At 72.7% G+C, this 15,953-nt stretch carries 13 protein-coding genes; 4 read left to right on the plus strand and 9 right to left on the minus strand.

Annotation, left to right across the window (positions count from 1 at the left end; all coding sequences use genetic code 11):
* Positions 1-28: 28 nt before the first annotated feature.
* From OG392_RS09575 to OG392_RS09595, 5 genes are all read right to left on the minus strand, one after another.
* Positions 29-1,045, minus strand: a complete 1,017-nt coding sequence (locus OG392_RS09575) for a TerC family protein (protein WP_329277577.1) — start codon at positions 1,043-1,045, stop codon at positions 29-31.
* A gap of 278 nt (positions 1,046-1,323) precedes the next feature.
* A complete protein-coding gene (locus OG392_RS09580) occupies positions 1,324-3,267 on the minus strand; it encodes a TerD family protein (protein ID WP_329277579.1) in 1,944 nt (647 codons plus the stop codon).
* A gap of 208 nt (positions 3,268-3,475) precedes the next feature.
* Positions 3,476-4,054: a TerD family protein gene (locus OG392_RS09585; protein ID WP_030325289.1), complete on the minus strand. Its 579-nt coding sequence runs from the start codon at positions 4,052-4,054 to the stop codon at positions 3,476-3,478.
* Positions 4,055-4,230: 176 nt separating this feature from the next.
* Positions 4,231-6,360 (minus strand): excinuclease ABC subunit UvrB, encoded by a 2,130-nt coding sequence (uvrB, locus tag OG392_RS09590; RefSeq protein WP_329277583.1) that lies wholly within the window; start codon positions 6,358-6,360, stop codon positions 4,231-4,233.
* Between the two features lie 62 nt (positions 6,361-6,422).
* Positions 6,423-7,322, minus strand: coding sequence for an MHYT domain-containing protein (locus OG392_RS09595; protein WP_329277585.1), 900 nt, complete (start codon positions 7,320-7,322; stop codon positions 6,423-6,425).
* Positions 7,323-7,532: 210 nt separating this feature from the next.
* Between OG392_RS09595 and OG392_RS09600 the strand changes: the two genes are divergently transcribed.
* On the plus strand, positions 7,533-8,099 hold the full coding sequence (locus tag OG392_RS09600; protein WP_329277587.1) for a methylated-DNA--[protein]-cysteine S-methyltransferase: 567 nt from the start codon (positions 7,533-7,535) through the stop codon (positions 8,097-8,099).
* A gap of 112 nt (positions 8,100-8,211) precedes the next feature.
* Entirely contained in the window at positions 8,212-9,504 is a 1,293-nt protein-coding gene (locus tag OG392_RS09605) for an MFS transporter (protein ID WP_329277589.1), read from the plus strand.
* Positions 9,505-9,520: 16 nt separating this feature from the next.
* Here the strand turns inward: OG392_RS09605 and OG392_RS09610 are convergent, their stop codons facing one another.
* From OG392_RS09610 to OG392_RS09625, 4 genes are all read right to left on the minus strand, one after another.
* Complete coding sequence (locus OG392_RS09610; protein WP_329277591.1) at positions 9,521-10,516, minus strand: TolB family protein; 996 nt, start codon at positions 10,514-10,516, stop codon at positions 9,521-9,523.
* Positions 10,504-11,844, minus strand: coding sequence for an MFS transporter (locus OG392_RS09615; protein WP_329277593.1), 1,341 nt, complete (start codon positions 11,842-11,844; stop codon positions 10,504-10,506). The genes OG392_RS09610 and OG392_RS09615 overlap by 13 nt, the downstream gene beginning before the upstream one ends.
* Positions 11,844-13,184 (minus strand): discoidin domain-containing protein, encoded by a 1,341-nt coding sequence (locus OG392_RS09620; protein ID WP_329277595.1) that lies wholly within the window; start codon positions 13,182-13,184, stop codon positions 11,844-11,846. Before OG392_RS09620 ends, OG392_RS09615 begins: the two co-directional genes overlap by 1 nt.
* Positions 13,185-13,496: 312 nt before the next feature.
* On the minus strand, positions 13,497-13,853 hold the full coding sequence (locus OG392_RS09625) for a cupin domain-containing protein (protein ID WP_266964832.1): 357 nt from the start codon (positions 13,851-13,853) through the stop codon (positions 13,497-13,499).
* A 273-nt stretch (positions 13,854-14,126) separates the two neighbouring features.
* On the opposite strand from OG392_RS09625, the gene OG392_RS09630 reads away from it, so the two are divergent.
* Together OG392_RS09630 and OG392_RS09635 are read left to right on the plus strand one after the other, a co-directional pair.
* Positions 14,127-15,041, plus strand: a complete 915-nt coding sequence (locus OG392_RS09630; RefSeq protein WP_329277600.1) for a pseudouridine-5'-phosphate glycosidase — start codon at positions 14,127-14,129, stop codon at positions 15,039-15,041.
* Positions 15,038-15,952, plus strand: a complete 915-nt coding sequence (locus OG392_RS09635) for a carbohydrate kinase family protein (protein ID WP_329277601.1) — start codon at positions 15,038-15,040, stop codon at positions 15,950-15,952. The genes OG392_RS09630 and OG392_RS09635 overlap by 4 nt, the downstream gene beginning before the upstream one ends.
* Position 15,953 lies beyond the last annotated feature (1 nt).

Genomic DNA, 15,953 nt, shown 5'->3' on the forward strand with positions numbered 1-15,953 from the left:
GCCGTCTCTGTGCCGTGTGTCGGGCGGGTCAGGCGCCGACGCTGTCCTTCTTGGCGTCGTCGATGCCGTCGGCGTCGGTCGCGCCCTCGGCCGCGGCTCGCTCCGACTGCCGCTTCGAGGCGATCAGGCTGGTGATCGTGGTGATGACCAGGACACCGCCGATGAAGGCGAGCGAGAACGGGATGCCGATCTCCGGGACGTGCACCCCGGACTCGTGCAGGGCGTGCAGCACGAGCTTGACGCCGATGAAGCCGAGGATCACCGACAGGCCGTAGCTGAGGTGGACCAGCTTCTTGAGCAGGCCGCCGATCAGGAAGTACAGCTGTCGCAGACCCATGAGGGCGAAGGCATTGGCGGTGAAGACGATGTACGGGTCCTGGGTGAGGCCGAAGATCGCCGGGATGGAGTCGAGGGCGAAGAGGATGTCGGTGGTGCCGATGGCGAGCATGACGACCATCAGCGGGGTCATGATCCGCTTGCCGTTGTTCCGGATGAACAGCTTGGTGCCGTGGTACCGGTCTGCGACGCCGAACCGCTTCTCGGCCATCTTGAGGAGCTTGTTCTCCTCCCAGTCGTCCTCGTCCTCGTCGGCGCGGGCCTCCTGGATGAGCTTCCAGGCGGTGTAGATCAGGAACGCGCCGAAGATGTAGAAGACCCACGAGAAGCTCGCGATGATCGCGGCGCCCGCGGCGATGAAGATCGTGCGGAGCACCAGGGCGATCACCACACCCACAAGCAGCACGCGCTGCTGGAGGTGGGAGGGGACCGCGAACTTCGCCATGATCAGGACGAAGACGAAGAGGTTGTCGACACTGAGCGACTTCTCTGTGATGTAGCCGGCGAAGAACTCTCCGGACGCCTGGCTCTCGCCGAAGAGCAGCAGGCCGAGGCCGAAGAGTCCGGCCAGGACGATCCAGACGACCGTCCAGATACCGGCTTCCTTGACCGACACGTCATGGGGCTTGCGCCCGATGAAGAAGTCGGCAGCGATCAGGGCAGCGAGACCAAGAATGGTCACTACCCACAGGGTCATTGAAACGTCCACTGCGCCTCCGGCGTCGTACGGCTTGTGATCAGCGTCGTCGCTGCCGGAGGTCTCTTCCACCCGGGCGACGGACGGTCGCCGCCGGGCCGACGCCCCGGGATCGGATCATCGATGATCCGTCCGTATTGACGGGTACGCCGCGCATGGGGAGTACTCCCCTCCGCATGAAGAAGAGTACCGGAAAACCCAAGAGAAGGTAAAGGGAAGGGTAAAGGGCTCCCAAGAGGCCAGGTCGGGGCGGCCGGTGGGATCCGGGCCGCCGAGGACTTCCGGGACGGTCAGGGACGCTTTCCGTGGCGGGCCGCCGCCACCTGACCGAGCACCTGCCGGAGCACCCCGCTGCCCGGCGGAACCATCGGGGGCTCGTACGACCACGCGTGGCCGACCCACGGATCGGCCAGGTGGTCGTCGGGGACGGGAGTGAGCCGCAGCAGCGAGCGCCACAGCGGATCGAGCAGCGGCCCGTACGCCGACGCGTCCTCCCGGTCCGCCACCATCAGCAGATGGACGCCGACCGACGGGCCCTCGTCGGCGAGGTACCGGAGGCGGGTGACCGCCCGGTCGTCGAAGCCGTGCGGGAAGTCGTGCACGAGCAGCAGCTGCCGGGCCGCGTCCATGCCGGGCGGCAGGGCGTCGGAGGCACCCGCCCGTACCGCCATCTGCAGCAGGTCGACCCGCTCGGTCAGCTGCTCCAGGACGGCCGAGACCCCGGCCGCTCCCCGGGCCGGCGGGGCCGCGAGGACGCCCGTCTCCACGAGCGGCGCGAGGGCGGCGGTGCCCGCACCGGCCGGGTCGAGGACATGGACGGTGAACGCGCCCGCCGGATGCGCCGCGAGCAGCCGGGCCGCGTGGGCGACCGCGCAGTCCAGGGCGAGCCGCCGGAGTTCGACCTCGTCGAGGAGGCCGGCGGCCTCGGAGTGCCCTCGGCCGCTGTCCACCCAGAGCCCCCGCTCCAGTGGCAGCCGGACGAGCATGGGGATCCGCAGATCGGTCCGCTCGGGCAGGTGGAGGTCGCCGAGGCGGATGGCCATCGGCTCCTCGGCGGGGACGCGGTAGGCCTGCCAGACGGGGTTGTCCCAGCGGGCGAAGGCGACGGGCAGGGCGGGCTCGACGACCCCGGACTCCGCCGCGAGCTGGGCGAGGTCCCGGTCGAGTACCTCCTGCGCCCGCGCCACCAGCTCGTCGTGCCGGGCGCGTGCGGCGGCCCGCGCGGCGTCATTGGCACCGTCGGCGCGGGCCCGGTAGTCCGAGAGCGTCTGGTCGAGCTCCCGGTCGAGCCGGTTCTCGGCGAACTCGCAGGCGCTCCGGTAGGCGGCGGCGGTACGGGCCAGGTCCTCGAACATGCCCCACACCTGGTTGTAGAGGCGCTCGTCCATGGACCAGCCCGCCGCGTCCCCGGCGACCGGCGCCGGCGGCCCCTGGCGGGGCTCGGACGCGGGTGCGGGACCGGGCGCGGAGGTGGTCCGGCGGCGCGGATGGGCGTAGTCGACCGGACCGCCGGCCGTCGGACCGCCGGTCGGCGCCGGGGCGGGCGTGTCCGTGCCGACCGGCGAGCTCGACTGCGGGGTCGGCGGAACGGCCGGGGCCGGGTCCGTGGCGGTCACCGGTGCCGTGCGGCGCACGCGCTCCGCCTCGGGGACGTGCCGCGCCGGGGCGGCGAGCGGGGCGGGCTCCGGCGCGACGGTCTCCAGGATCGTCGCCGCCAGGTCGGCGGGGCGCTCCAGGCCCTGGTCGTCGAGGAGGGCGGCGAGCCCGCCCTCGTACCCCTGGCCCATGGCGCGGACCTTCCAGGCGCCCTGGCGGCGGTACAGCTCCAGGGCGACGACGGCGGACTCGCTGTCGAGCCCGGTGATCGTGAAGGTGGCGATCTCGGTGCCGTCGGCGCCGGCGACGGCGACGAACGGGGCGGCGACCGTGCCGAAGCGGGCGGCCCCGCCGGCCCGCGGCCCGGGCAGCGCGAGGACCACCGAGACCCGGTGGACGGCGCCGGGGACGGCCTCCAGGTCCACGGCGAGGCGGTGGTCGGCGGCGGCCTGGCCGGGGACGTCCACCCCGGGCAGGGAGGGCGCTCCCGGATGGGCGATCCACTCCGCGCCCGGGACCCTGCCCCGCTCGTCGCCGAGGGTGGCGCCGGCGAGGACGGGGTGACCGGCCGACACGCGGATCTCCAGTCGGGTGTCGGGCAGGGGGTGGTTCTGCCCCCGGACCAGCTCGGCCGTCATCGACTCTGTCCCCTCGGTGTTCTCGGCGTTTCGGCGTTTCGGCGTTTCGGCGCTTCGGCGTGCTCGGTGGCCCGGCGTTCCCGGCGTTCCGAGGTACGCGGTTCACGGTGCGCGTTCGCGGTTCGCGGTTCGCGGTTCGCGGTTCATGCGGGACAGCTCCCGGCGGCCTGCTGCCTCCGGGAGCTGTGGGTGGGTCGGTGCGGTCCTGCTACAGGTGCGGCAGGATCGCGGGCATCAGGTCCTGGAACGTGCGGCCGTTGGCCGGGTTGCCCAGGGCGGTCATCTGCCAGCCGGAGCCGACCCGGTGCACCTTCGCCATGATCTGCGCGGTGTAGTTGCCGCCGCCGTCGAGGGTGTAGCGCGCGAGCTCCTGGCCGTTCGTCTCGTCGACGATGCGGCAGAACGCGTTCTGCACCTCCTGGAACGTCTGGCCGGTGAAGGAGTTCACCGTGAAGACGATCTGGTCGATGTGGACCGGGACCCGCTGGAGGTCGACGAGGATCGCCTCGTCGTCCCCGCCCTGGCCCGCGCCGCCGACCAGGTTGTCGCCGGTGTGCTTGACCGAGCCGTCGTCGCTGACCAGGTGACGGAAGAAGACCACGTCGACCGGCTGCTTGTCCGCGAAGAGGACGGCCGAGGCGTCCAGGTCGATCTCCTGGGTGCGCTTGCCGAAGAGACCGCGACGCGGCGCGGCCTGCCAGCCGAGGCCCATCCGCACCTGGCTGAGGCTGCCCCCACCCTGCTTCTCCAGGCTGATGGCCTGACCCTTGGTCATGTTGACCGACACGCGTTTGCCCCTCTCGTTAGCGTTCCCCGCGCCCGCTGTTCCGGTGCGTGCGGTTGCCGAGCACATTACGCAGCACCACTGACAGCGCGGAGGGGCGGTCCGGTTTTGTGTCGGTCTTGCAACACACCGGACCGCGCGCCGGACCACCCTCCCCGCCGCTCACCGAGCGCGTCCGGTCAGGCGAGTCCCGCCTCCTTCATCTGGCGCAACTCCTTCTTCAGCTCGCCCACTTCGTCACGGAGCCGGGCGGCCACCTCGAACTGCAGCTCGGCGGCGGCGGCGCGCATCCGGTCGGTCATCTCCTCGATGATCGCGGCCAGTTCGGTTGCGGGCCGGTCCCCGAGCTCGACCGTCGAGCCGGCCTTGCCCCTGCCCTTGCCACCGTGCGCGGCGAGCGAGGGGACGGGGGCCTTGGCGGCCTTGCCCTCCTTGCCCTGGCGGTAGCCGCTGCCGAGGAGTTCCTCGGTGTCGATCTCCTCGCGCGCGATGGTCGCGACGATGTCGTTGATCTTCTTGCGGAGCGGCTGCGGGTCGATGCCGTTCTCGGTGTTGTACGCGATCTGCTTCTCGCGGCGCCGGTTCGTCTCGTCGATGGCCTGCTCCATCGCCGGGGTGATGCGGTCCGCGTACATGTGGACCTGTCCCGAGACGTTTCGCGCGGCGCGGCCGATCGTCTGGATCAGGGAGGTCCCGGAGCGCAGGAAGCCCTGCTTGTCGGCGTCGAGGATGGCCACGAGGGACACCTCGGGGAGGTCGAGGCCCTCACGGAGGAGGTTGATGCCGACGAGGACGTCGTACTCACCGGCGCGCAGCTCCCGCAGCAGTTCGATCCGGCGCAGGGTGTCGACGTCGCTGTGCAGGTAGCGCACCTGGATGCCGAGCTCCAGGAAGTAGTCGGTGAGGTCCTCGGCCATCTTCTTGGTGAGGGTGGTGACGAGGACCCGCTCGTCACGCTCGGTGCGCAGCCGGATCTCGTGGACCAGGTCGTCGATCTGGCCCTCGGTGGGCTTGACGACGACCTCGGGGTCGACGAGCCCGGTGGGGCGGATGATCTGCTCGACGAAGCCGTCGCCGCGCGAGAGTTCGTACGCGCCGGGGGTGGCGGAGAGGTAGACGGTCTGGCCGATGCGCTCCTGGAACTCCTCCCACTTGAGCGGGCGGTTGTCGAGGGCGGAGGGGAGCCGGAAGCCGTGGTCGACCAGCGTCCGCTTGCGGGAGGCGTCGCCCTCGTACATGGCGCCGATCTGGGGCACGGTCACGTGCGACTCGTCGATGACGAGGAGGAAGTCCTCGGGGAAGTAGTCGATGAGGGTGTTCGGAGCGGAGCCGGGGTCGCGGCCGTCGAAGTGCATCGAGTAGTTCTCGATGCCGGAGCAGGAGCCGATCTGACGCATCATCTCCAGGTCGTAGGTGGTCCGCATGCGCAGGCGCTGGGACTCCAGGTGCTTGCCCTGCTTGTCGAGCTCGGCGAGGCGGCCCTCCAGCTCGCGCTCGATGTCGTTGACCGCGCGCTCCATGCGCTCCGGGCCGGCGACGTAGTGGCTGGCGGGGAACACGTACAGCTCGCGGTCCTCGCTGATGACCTCGCCGGTGAGCGGGTGCAGCGTGGAGAGTGCCTCGATCTCGTCGCCGAACATCTCGATGCGGACGGCGAGCTCCTCGTAGACCGGGAAGATCTCGATGGTGTCGCCGCGGACGCGGAAGGTGCCGCGGGTGAACGCCAGGTCGTTCCGCGTGTACTGGATGTCGACGAAGCGGCGGAGCAGCTGGTCGCGGTCGAGTTCCTCGCCGACCTTGAGCGGGACCATCCGGTCCACGTACTCCTGGGGCGTGCCGAGGCCGTAGATGCAGGAGACGGAGGCGACCACGATGACGTCCCTGCGGGTGAGCAGGGAGTTCGTCGCGGAGTGGCGGAGCCGCTCCACCTCCTCGTTGATGGAGGAGTCCTTCTCGATGTACGTGTCCGACTGCGGCACGTACGCCTCGGGCTGGTAGTAGTCGTAGTACGAGACGAAGTACTCGACCGCGTTGTTCGGCAGGAGCTCGCGGAACTCGTTCGCCAGCTGGGCGGCCAGGGTCTTGTTCGGCGCCATCACCAGGGTGGGGCGCTGGAGCTTCTCGATCATCCACGCGGTGGTGGCGGACTTTCCGGTGCCGGTGGCACCGAGGAGCACGACGTCCTTCTCGCCCGCGCGGATACGCCGCTCCAGGTCGGCGATGGCCGCGGGCTGGTCGCCGTTGGGCTTGTACTCACTGACGACCTCGAAGGGCGCCACCGAACGTTCGATCTTGGAAACGGGCCGCATGCAACCACCGTACGACCCGGCACTGACACTCGGGCGGTGATCGGCGCGGCAGCGGCCCTCCGTCACCAGTCCTGGGAGCGGTGGCCGCCCCTCGGGACGCTCCTGCGGGCCCCGCGGCCGGCGGGCCGGGCCGTCCAGTTGGCGGGCTCGCCGTAGGACGGCACATGGCGCGGGGCGGGCACGCCGGGGCGGTGCGGGGCGCGGCCGGCGGGGCCCTGCCAGTCCGGGTCGCCCATCACGAGCAGCGGATCGAACATGACGACGACGGCGGCGAGGATGAGGAAGACCGCCGGACCGATCAGCATCGGCAGCAGCAGCGAGGTGGCGGTGTCGCCGGTGCCCTTGACCGGCTCCGGGCCGTGCAGGTGGACACTGACCGCCGACATGGCGGTGTAGTGCATACCACTCACGGCGACGCCCATCACCAGGCTCGCACCGAGACTGGCCAGAAATCCATGTACCGACACGGCCGCCCAGAGGGCCGTCGTGGCCGCCACGACGGCGATGACCACGGACGTCGCGACGGTGAGCGTGTCGTACTCGATCCGCCCCTGCAGTCGCATCCCGGCCATGCCGAGGTAGTGCATGGTGGCCACGCCGAGGCCCGTGATGGTGCCGCCCGTGACCAGGGTGAGGGCGGTCGCCCCCCGGTACCCGACGATGAAGATCCCGATGCCGACCATCAGGACGGCGACGCCCAGGCTGGCGAAGGTGATGGGCAGGTCGTAGTGGATGGGCGCCTGCCGGACCGAGAAGCCCATCATGGCGATGAAGTGCATGGTCCAGATGCCGGTGCCGATCGACGTGGCGCCGAGGGCGAGCCAGCCCGCCTTGAAGCTGTCGCGGTGTCGGAGCGATCTCGTGGTGCAGCGCAGGCCGAGGGCGCCGCCGAGGCACGCCATGAGAAAGGCCGCCACCGGAGTGACGATCCCGTAGCTGAATCCGTCGACCGTGCCCTGCATGAGCGTGTGTCCTCCACCCCTGGTGCCACGTCGTCCGAAAACAGTCGGTACCGCTGGGTAGTACTACCGGGGCGAGATTATGGCGCGCCGGGGGCCACGCGACCACGTGACCGGGGAATTTCCACTCGTGAGACCTGAGCGAGACCGGTTCGTGATCTTGCCCCGGCTCTCCGGGCCCCGTTGTCGGTGGTGGGTCGTACCGTGGGCGGCATGGACATCGAAGCGGGACCGGGGGTCGGCGGGCGGGCCGTCCCGGTGGAGTGGACGGTCATGGAGAGCCTCATCGGGCCGCTCTTCCTGGCCGCGACCGGGCGGGGGCTCGTGCGGGTCGAGTTCCACGCCGACGCGGCGCGGCGGGAGCTGATGCTCGACCGGCTGGCGGCGCAGCTCGGAGCGGAGCCGGTGGAGCGCGCCTCGGGGCTGCTCGCCGGCGCGATACGCGGGCTCGACCGGTACTTCGCGGGCGAGCCGGGCGACCTCGACCTGCCCCTGGACTGGAGCCTGACGGCCGGGTTCAACCGGCAGGTGCTGCGCGAGCTGGCGAGCGGCGTGCCGTACGGCAGCGTCGTCGGCTACGGGGACCTGGCCAGGCGCGTGGGCCAGCCGGGGGCGGCGCAGGCGGTCGGCGCGGCGATGGGGTCCAATCCGCTGCCGGTCGTGGTGCCGTGCCACCGGGTGGTGGAGAGCGACGGCGGTCTCGGCGGCTTCGGGGGCGGTCTGGAGACCAAGCGGCAGTTGCTCGCACTGGAGGGCGTGCTGCCGACGCCGCTGTTCTGAGGGCCTCTCCGAGGGCCTTCCCGGCCGGCCTCCGCCGACCGCCGGCCCGGACCCTTCCGGGCCTGGTCGGGAGGCGTTCCCCTCAGGTGGGACGGCTGGCACACTCACGTAAGTGACCCACACCCCCGGCGCCCCTGACGCCACCCTGCCCGACCACATACCCGGCCCCGTCACCGACGCCGAGCTCCCCGCGCTGCGCCGGCGCGTCCAGGCCGTGCTCCTCGCCACCCAGATCCTCGGAGGCCTCGGCATCGCCACCGGTGTCGCGCTCGCCGCCGTGCTCGCCAGGGACGTGAGCGGTTCCGAGGCACTGTCCGGTCTCGCGTCCACGGCGACCGTGGCGGGACCCGCGCTGCTCGCCATGCCACTGGCCGCCCTGATGGCCTCGCGGGGCCGCCGGGCCGGTCTCGTCCTCGCGTACCTCATCGGCGCGGTCGGCGCCGGGGTCGCCGTGCTCGGGGCGGTCGCCGACAGCTTCCCCCTGCTGCTCCTCGGCCTCGTCGGCTTCGGCGCCGGTTCCTCGGCCAATCTGGCGGCCCGCTTCGCCGCCGCCGACCTCGCCGAACCGCACCGCAGGGCGCGGGCCATCTCCACCGTGGTCTGGGCGACGACGATCGGCGCCGTCCTGGGGCCGAACATCGCCGCGCCGGCCGGGAAGAGCGTGGCCGGTCTGGGAATCCCCGCCACCGCGGGCCCCTTCGTCTGGGCCGCGGGAGTCTTCGTGATCGCGGCGGCCGTGGTGGCCGTGCTGCTCCGCCCCGACCCGCTCCTCACGGCCCGCGCGCTCCACGAGACGGCTGCGGGCGAGGCGCCGGAGGAACGTTCCCTGCGGGCCGGGATGCGGGCCGTACGGGAGTCCCCGAAGGCCCGTCTCGCGGTGGTGACCGTCGCCGGCTCGCACACCGCGATGGTGTCGATCATGTCGATGACCCCGGTGGCCCTCACCCACCACGGGGCGGACATCCAGCTGATCGGGCTCGTCATCAGTGGGCACATCGCCGGCATGTACGCCTTCTCGCCCCTGATGGGCTGGCTGTCCGACCGGCTGGGGCGGCTGTCGGTCATCGGGCTCGCGGTGGGTCTCATCGGCGTGGCGGCGCTCGTCGCGGGGACGGCGGGGCCCAGCCACGGCCGTACCGCCCTGGGCCTGTTCATCCTCGGCCTGGGCTGGTCGGCGGGTCTGGTGTCCGGCTCGGCGCTGCTCACGGACTCGGTTCCGCAGGCCGCGCGGGCGGCCGTCCAGGGGTTCTCCGACTTCATCATGAACACCGCCGCCGGCGTCGGCGGCCTCGCGGCGGGCCTGATCGTGGCGCAGGCGGGCTACGGGCCGCTCAACGCGATCGCCGCCTGCCTGCTGCTGCCGATGGCGGCGCTCGCGCTCCGGGGCTCCCTCCGTAAGGCGTGAGTCTCCGTACGGTCGGTCAGTGCGGCGCCGCCGGGGAGGAGGCGCCGCTCGCGAGTCGGCGCGGGGTGCCCGTGCCGTCGGCCGGGACCGACCAGACCGCTCCCCCGTAGCCGTACGCGAGAGTGCTCCGGTCCGTCCACAGCGCCTGGTCGTCGATGCCGCGCCGCTCGGCGACCGCGTGTTCGCGCCCGGTGGCCAGGTCGTACACGTACAGCCGCCACGGCTCGCTCGGGCCGTCGGAGACCCGCTTCTTGAAGGCGAGCCGGGTGCCGTCCGGGGACAGCGACGGGCATTCGACGTTCTCCCGCAGGGCCTTGGCGGACCAGCCCCGCATGTCGCCCTCGACGAGATGGGTGCGGCCCCCCGTGGAGACGGTCGCGTAGAAGCGGTTGTCGTCGGCGGCGAAGCTGACGCCCCAGTAGTTGACGTCGGGGGCATGGTGGCGGCGGCCGCCGAGAGTGAGCGGGATCTGCTCGATGTTCTTCACCAGATAGCCGGTGCGCAGATCGAGGATCGAGGTCCTGGTGGAGAAGGACGAGCGCGCGTAGGAGTCGCCGGTCGCGAACATCGTCCAGGAGAGCATGTTCCCCGAGGCGGAGACCCTGGCCCGGCTGGGGATGCCCGGCAGTCCGATCCGGCGGATCTCGCGCAGCCGGCGGTCGAGCACGAGGACGTAGGAGCGGGCCGGGACGCCCGGCCTGCGCTGGAGGCAGAGGGCGGTGGGACCGGCCGCGTGGAAGCGGTCGCAGGAGGGGCCGCCCACCACCCGGCCGCCGGGCGCGGACGGGTCCACGCGCGCGATGCGGCCGCTCGCCGCGTCCCGCGCGTAGAGCGCGCCGGGGGCGCGGTCGAGGGTGAAGCCGGGGTCGGCGGTCCCGGCGACGGCGGCCTCGCGGCCCGAGGCCGCGCGCAGCGTGTAGGCGGTGGCGCCGCCGCCGAGCAGCAGAAGGGCGAGGACGAGGATCCACACGCGCGTACGGGTGGACGGGCGGGCGCCGTTCAGTTCGGACATGGGTCGATCGCTCCGCTCGGAGGGCTCGGAGGGGTGGGGGGCTCGGAGGGAGTCGTGGGCAGGAGTCGCGCCGCGCAGCAGACGGCCGCCGCGAGGGCGACCAGCGCCGCGACGAGGGCGGTCTCCGGGCCGCTCGCGGTCCAGACGGCGCCGAAGGCGACGGCGGCACCGAGCCGGGCCAGCGCCTGCGCGGTCTGGACGACGGCGAGTCCGCTCGCCTGCCGGCCCTCGGTCAGGAACGGGCCTGCCAGGGCCATCAGGACGCCGTCGGTGGCGGCGTAGAAGACTCCGAGCAGCAGGAGGACGCCCAGCAGCACCACGGGGTCGGGCAGGGGGGCGAGGAGCAGTCCGTAGGCGAGAAGCAGGGCACCGTGCCCGTACAGGAGCGGTGCCCGTCGCCCGATCCGGTCGGCGAGGCGCCCTGCGGGGACGGCGAGCAGCAGATAGACGGCGGCCGCGCCGAGCGGCAGGAACGGGAACCAGGTGGCGTCGAACGCGAGCCTTCGCTGGAGCAGCAGGTAGAGGAAGGCGTCGCCGATGGTGGCGGCGCCGAGGATTCCGGCACAGATCACGATGCGCCGGTACTCGGGCGAGCGCAGCCCTGAGAGCAGTCCACCGAGGGGTCCGCGCCGCGGGAGCGGCTCCTCGCCACCGTCACGCGCGCGTGGCCCCGCCGGGCCGACGGGCCCCTGCTTCTCCCCGCGTGTCCGCCCGGGGACGAGCAGCACCCACAGCAGGACGCCGAAGGCCCCGACGCTGAAGCTGACGGCGAAGACGGCGTCGTAGGCGTCCGCCGTCGCCCACAGCAGCGCGAAGGCGGCCAGGGGGCCGAGCAGGGCGCCGGTGGTGTCCATGGCCCTGTGCGTGCCGAAGGCGCGGCCCAGGTCCTCGGGCGGGCTGTGCAGGGTGATGAGGGCGTCGCGCGGGGCGGTGCGGACGCCTTTGCCGAGCCGGTCGGCGGCGATCGCGGTGGCGATCCAGCCGGTCGCGCCGCCGGCGAGGAGGAGGCCGAGCCGGGAGCAGGCGGACAGGGCGTAGCCGAGCCCCGCGACCTGTTTGTGGCGGCCGCCGCGGTCGGCGGTGGCGCCGCCGAGGAGGCGTACGAGTGCGGTGGCGCCGGTCGAGAGGCCGTCGAGCAGCCCGAACTGGAGCGGGGAGAGGCCGAGTCCGAGGACCAGGTAGAGCGGCAGGACGGCGGTCACCATCTCCGAGGAGATGTCGGTGACGAGGCTGACCGCGCCGAGGGCGAGGACGGTGCCGGGGACGCGCCGCCGGGCCCCCGAGGGGGCGGGCGGCGCGTCCGGGCGACCGGTGGTCGCGAGGTACATCAGTGGCAGGTGTAGGTCGGGCCGGAGTCCTTCACCTGGTTGTCGGTGCCGACGTACTGCCAGGTGTAGGTGGTGTCGGTGAGGTCCAGCTTCAGGACGCCGTACGGACCGCTGATCCGCTTCTGGCTGTTGGGCTGGACGGTCTCGATGTCGTAGGGCTCGGCTCCGCCCATGCCGCCCACGATCTCGACGATGCCGTCGGCGGTGGCCCGCCCTTCGGGGTCCTGCGGAGCGAAGCGCTCGTAGTGGTGGTCGTGGCCGTTGAGCACCAGGTCGGCCTTGGCGTTGTAGAGGATCTGCCAGACCGGCTTGGAGACGGGGTCGTTGCCGTGGCCGCCGGAGGAGTACAGCGGGTGGTGGAAGTAGGCGGCGACGCAGCCCTTGGTGTTCCGCGCGAGGTCGTCCTTGAGCCACTGGATCTGGGTGGCGTCGTCGAAGGAGTTGGAGTCGAGCGCGACGAAGTGCCAGTTGCCCTGGTCGTAGCTGTAGTACGGCTTGCCCTGCGGGTAGGCGATCGAGCCGAAGTAGGACTTGTATCCGGCGAGCGGGCCCGCCGGGTCGTAGGTCTCGTGGTTGCCGGGCACGGGGCGGGTCTTCGCCTTGAAGGCGCCCCAGGACTTGTCGTAGTAGTTGCGGAAGTCGGAGAGCAGGGCGTCGTCGTACTGGTTGTCGCCCATGGTCAGGTAGAAGGACGGCGCGATCCGCTGGGCCAGGGCCGCGGTCTTGGGGTGGGCGCAGGAGCTGCTGGAGGCCGTGCACTGGGCGGCGATGTCGCCGGCCGCGACGACGGTGAAGACGCCGGTGGGCGGCTGCGTGCTGCCGGTGGTGCCGTAGGCCTCCACCGAGAAGAGCGAGTAGCCGTACGAGGTGCCGCGGGCGGTCCCGTACACGCGGAGGTAGCGGCCCTGGCCGGTGAGTCCGGTCCAGTCGTCCGTGCCGCCGTTCCCCGCTGTCTCGTTGGCGAGGCGGGTCCAGGTGGTGCCGTCGGTGGAGATCTCGACGCGGTAGGCCTTGGCGTACGCGGCCTCCCAGACGAGCTTGACGCGGGAGACGGTGGCCGAGGGGCCGAGGTCGACGCGGATCCACTGGGGGTCGACGCCTTCGGCGCTGGCCCAGCGGGTGGTGGAGACGCCGTCGAAGGCCTTCTCCGGGCCGAAGGTGCCGTCCTCGACGGAGGAGGAGGTGGCGGGTCGGCCCTGGGAGATGAGGACGTCGGCGGCGGCTCCGGCCCGGTCCGGGAGGGCGAGCAGGAGCCCGCCGACGAGCAGCAGCACGGCGGCGAGGACGAAGGGGAGAGGGGTGGTGGTGCGGCGTGGTGGGGCGGAGGCGTTCAGGCGCATACCTGGGCTCCCTGGCCTGGGGGTCGGCGAGAGCTGGACACCGGTGCGGCGCACCACGGGTCTGCCGTGCGGCAGCGGCCGGGGCGCCCGTGCCATGGGGTCCGGGCACGGGCGGCCGGCCGGGTGGCGATTCGGGGCGCCACACGGCGGGGTGGTGCTCGGCGGCCGGGTCAGAGCTCTCGCTGAGCGCGTCACGCCCCTTGGGGTGGGGCGCCGCGCCAAGCCGCTGCCGGAATGCTAGCCGATAGGAAGGTTTCCTACCAGACTCTCGACTCGGGTCGGGCCGAGGGGAGTTCAGTGACCCCAGGAGCCTCAGAGGCTGATGTGGTACGCCTTGCGCAGGGTCTCGTGCACGGTCCAGGTCGTCCGGTCTCCCTCGCGGAGCACACAGGCGTCACCGGGTCCGATCTCCAGGGTCGCCCCGCCCTCGACGGCGACGGTCGCCCGGCCGGAGACCACCACGAACAGCTCGTCGGCCTCGGTGTCGGTGACGACGCCGGGCGTGATCTGCCAGATGCCCCGCAGCTGCTTGCCGTCGGCGGACTCCCACAGCACCTTGCCCGTCACCTCGGGCGTACCGGAGACGATCTGGGCGGGGTCGAGCGGCTCCGCCTCGAGCTCCGCGTCGGGGATGTGCACGGCGAAGGAGGGCTGGTCATGTGTCGTCATGGGCGGTGACTGTAGCGGGGGTCCGGGGCCGCCCCGAGGCCGGGACCGACTGGACGGAAGCCCTCCGCTTCGCCTCCCACCAGGTGTGATGCCTGGAACCGGCCACGACGACGAAATCCGCACGCCCCCTTCGGCGCAGCGCCGGACGGGTGGCGCTGCCGCCCCCGACGCTCTCGCCGGGCACCCCGTGACGGAATCCGAAGGCACCCCCGCGGGGTGGCCGGAGCTCGCCGACGAGGTTTGCGGGGCCGGTGGTCGCGCCAGGAATGGGACATGTCCACACAGGTGTCCGAAGAGGTACGCGAGGCGCTCCACGAGGGGCGTCCCGTCGTCGCGCTGGAATCGACGATCATCGCCCACGGCCTGCCGCGCCCCCGGAACCTGGTGGTGGCCCTGGAACTGGAGGAGCTGGTGCGGGCCGGGGGCGCCGTCCCCGCCACGATCGCCGTGGTCGACGGCAGGGCCAGGGTCGGCCTCGACCGGGCGGCCCTGACCCGGATCGCCGAGGACCCGGCGGTACGGAAGCTGGGGCACCGCGACCTCGCCCCGGCCCTGGCGGCCGGCGTCACCGGGGCGACGACGGTGTCGGCGACGGCCTGGCTCGCGGACGCGGCCGGCATCCGGGTGTTCGCGACGGGAGGGCTCGGCGGTGTCCACCGCGAGTGGACCGACACTCAGGACGAGTCCGCCGACCTCCGGCTGCTCGCCCGCGTCGGCACCACCGTGGTCTGCGCCGGGGTCAAGTCGATCCTCGACGTGCCCGCGACGCTCCAGCGCCTGGAGACGCTCGGCGTCACGGTCGTGGGGTACGGCACGGACCGCTTCCCCGGCTTCTATCTCGCCTCCTCGGGCGAACCGGTCGACTGGACCCTGCGGACCCCGGAGGCGGTGGCCGCGGTGCTACGGGCCCAGGACCGGCTCGGCGGGCCACGGGCGGCGCTGATCGTGGCCAATCCGGTGCCGGTGGCGGAGCAGCTGGATCCCGCGCTGCACGACCGGGTGCTCGCGGGCGGCCTGACGGCGGCGAAGGAGAAGGGGATCACCGGGCAGGCGGTGACGCCGTTCCTGCTCGAATACCTGACGGTGCACACGGAGGGAGCGTCCCTGGAGGCCAATCTGGCGGCGGTACGGGGCAATGTGCGGCTCGCGGCGGGGATCGCGGGGGCGTACGGCGCGAGTGGCCGGTGAGCCGGGCGGCGGGTGCGCTGCTCGTCGTCGGGGACGTGGTCACGGACGTCGTCGCCCGGCACCGGACCCCGCTGGCGCCCGCGACCGACACGGCGGCGGAGATACGGACCCTGCCGGGCGGCGCGGGAGCCAACGCGGCCTGCTGGGCGGCGCGTTCCGGCTGCTCTGACGTGCGCGTCCTCGGCCGGGTGGGGACGGACGCGGCCGACTGGCACGAGCGGGCGCTGCGGCACGCGGGCGTGCGCCCCCTGCTCGTCCGGGACCCGGACGCGGCGACGGCCAGCGTGATCGCGCTCGTGGACTCCTCGGCGGAGCGCACCTTCCTCACCGACAGCGGCGCCGCCCTGCGCCTCTCCCCCGGCGACTGGTCGGCGGCTCTGCTCGACGGCGTGGCCCGGCTGCATCTCTCCGGCTACCTGTTCTTCGCCTCGCCGAGCCACGGGACCGCGCGACAGGCACTGCGGGACGCGCGGGAGGCGGGGGTCCCGGTGAGCGTGGACCCGGCGTCGGCGGGGTTCCTGGCGGAGCTGGGGGCGGACCGGTTCCTCGCGGCGGCCGACGGTGCGGAGGTCCTGCTGCCCAACGCCGACGAGGCCCGGTCGCTCACCGGGCGGGACGAACCGGATGGGGCGGCGGCCGAGTTGAGCCGCCGGTTCCCGCTGGTCGTCGTCACCCTGGGGGCGTCGGGCGCCCTGGTCGCCGAGGACGGCTCGGTGACCGCGCGGGTGACGGCGCCCGCGGTCCGGCCGGTGGACTCGACCGGCGCGGGCGACGCGTTCACCGGGGCCTTCCTGGCGGCCCTGCTCGCGGGCGCGGACCCCGCGAAGGCCGCCGAGGCGGGCTGCCGCGCGGGCGCGGAGGCGGTCACCGTGGTGGGCGGGCGACCTCAGGCGGGACCCGCGGGCAACTGAG

Source organism: Streptomyces sp. NBC_00691 (assembly GCF_036226665.1).
Classification (GTDB): Bacteria; Actinomycetota; Actinomycetes; order Streptomycetales; family Streptomycetaceae; genus Streptomyces.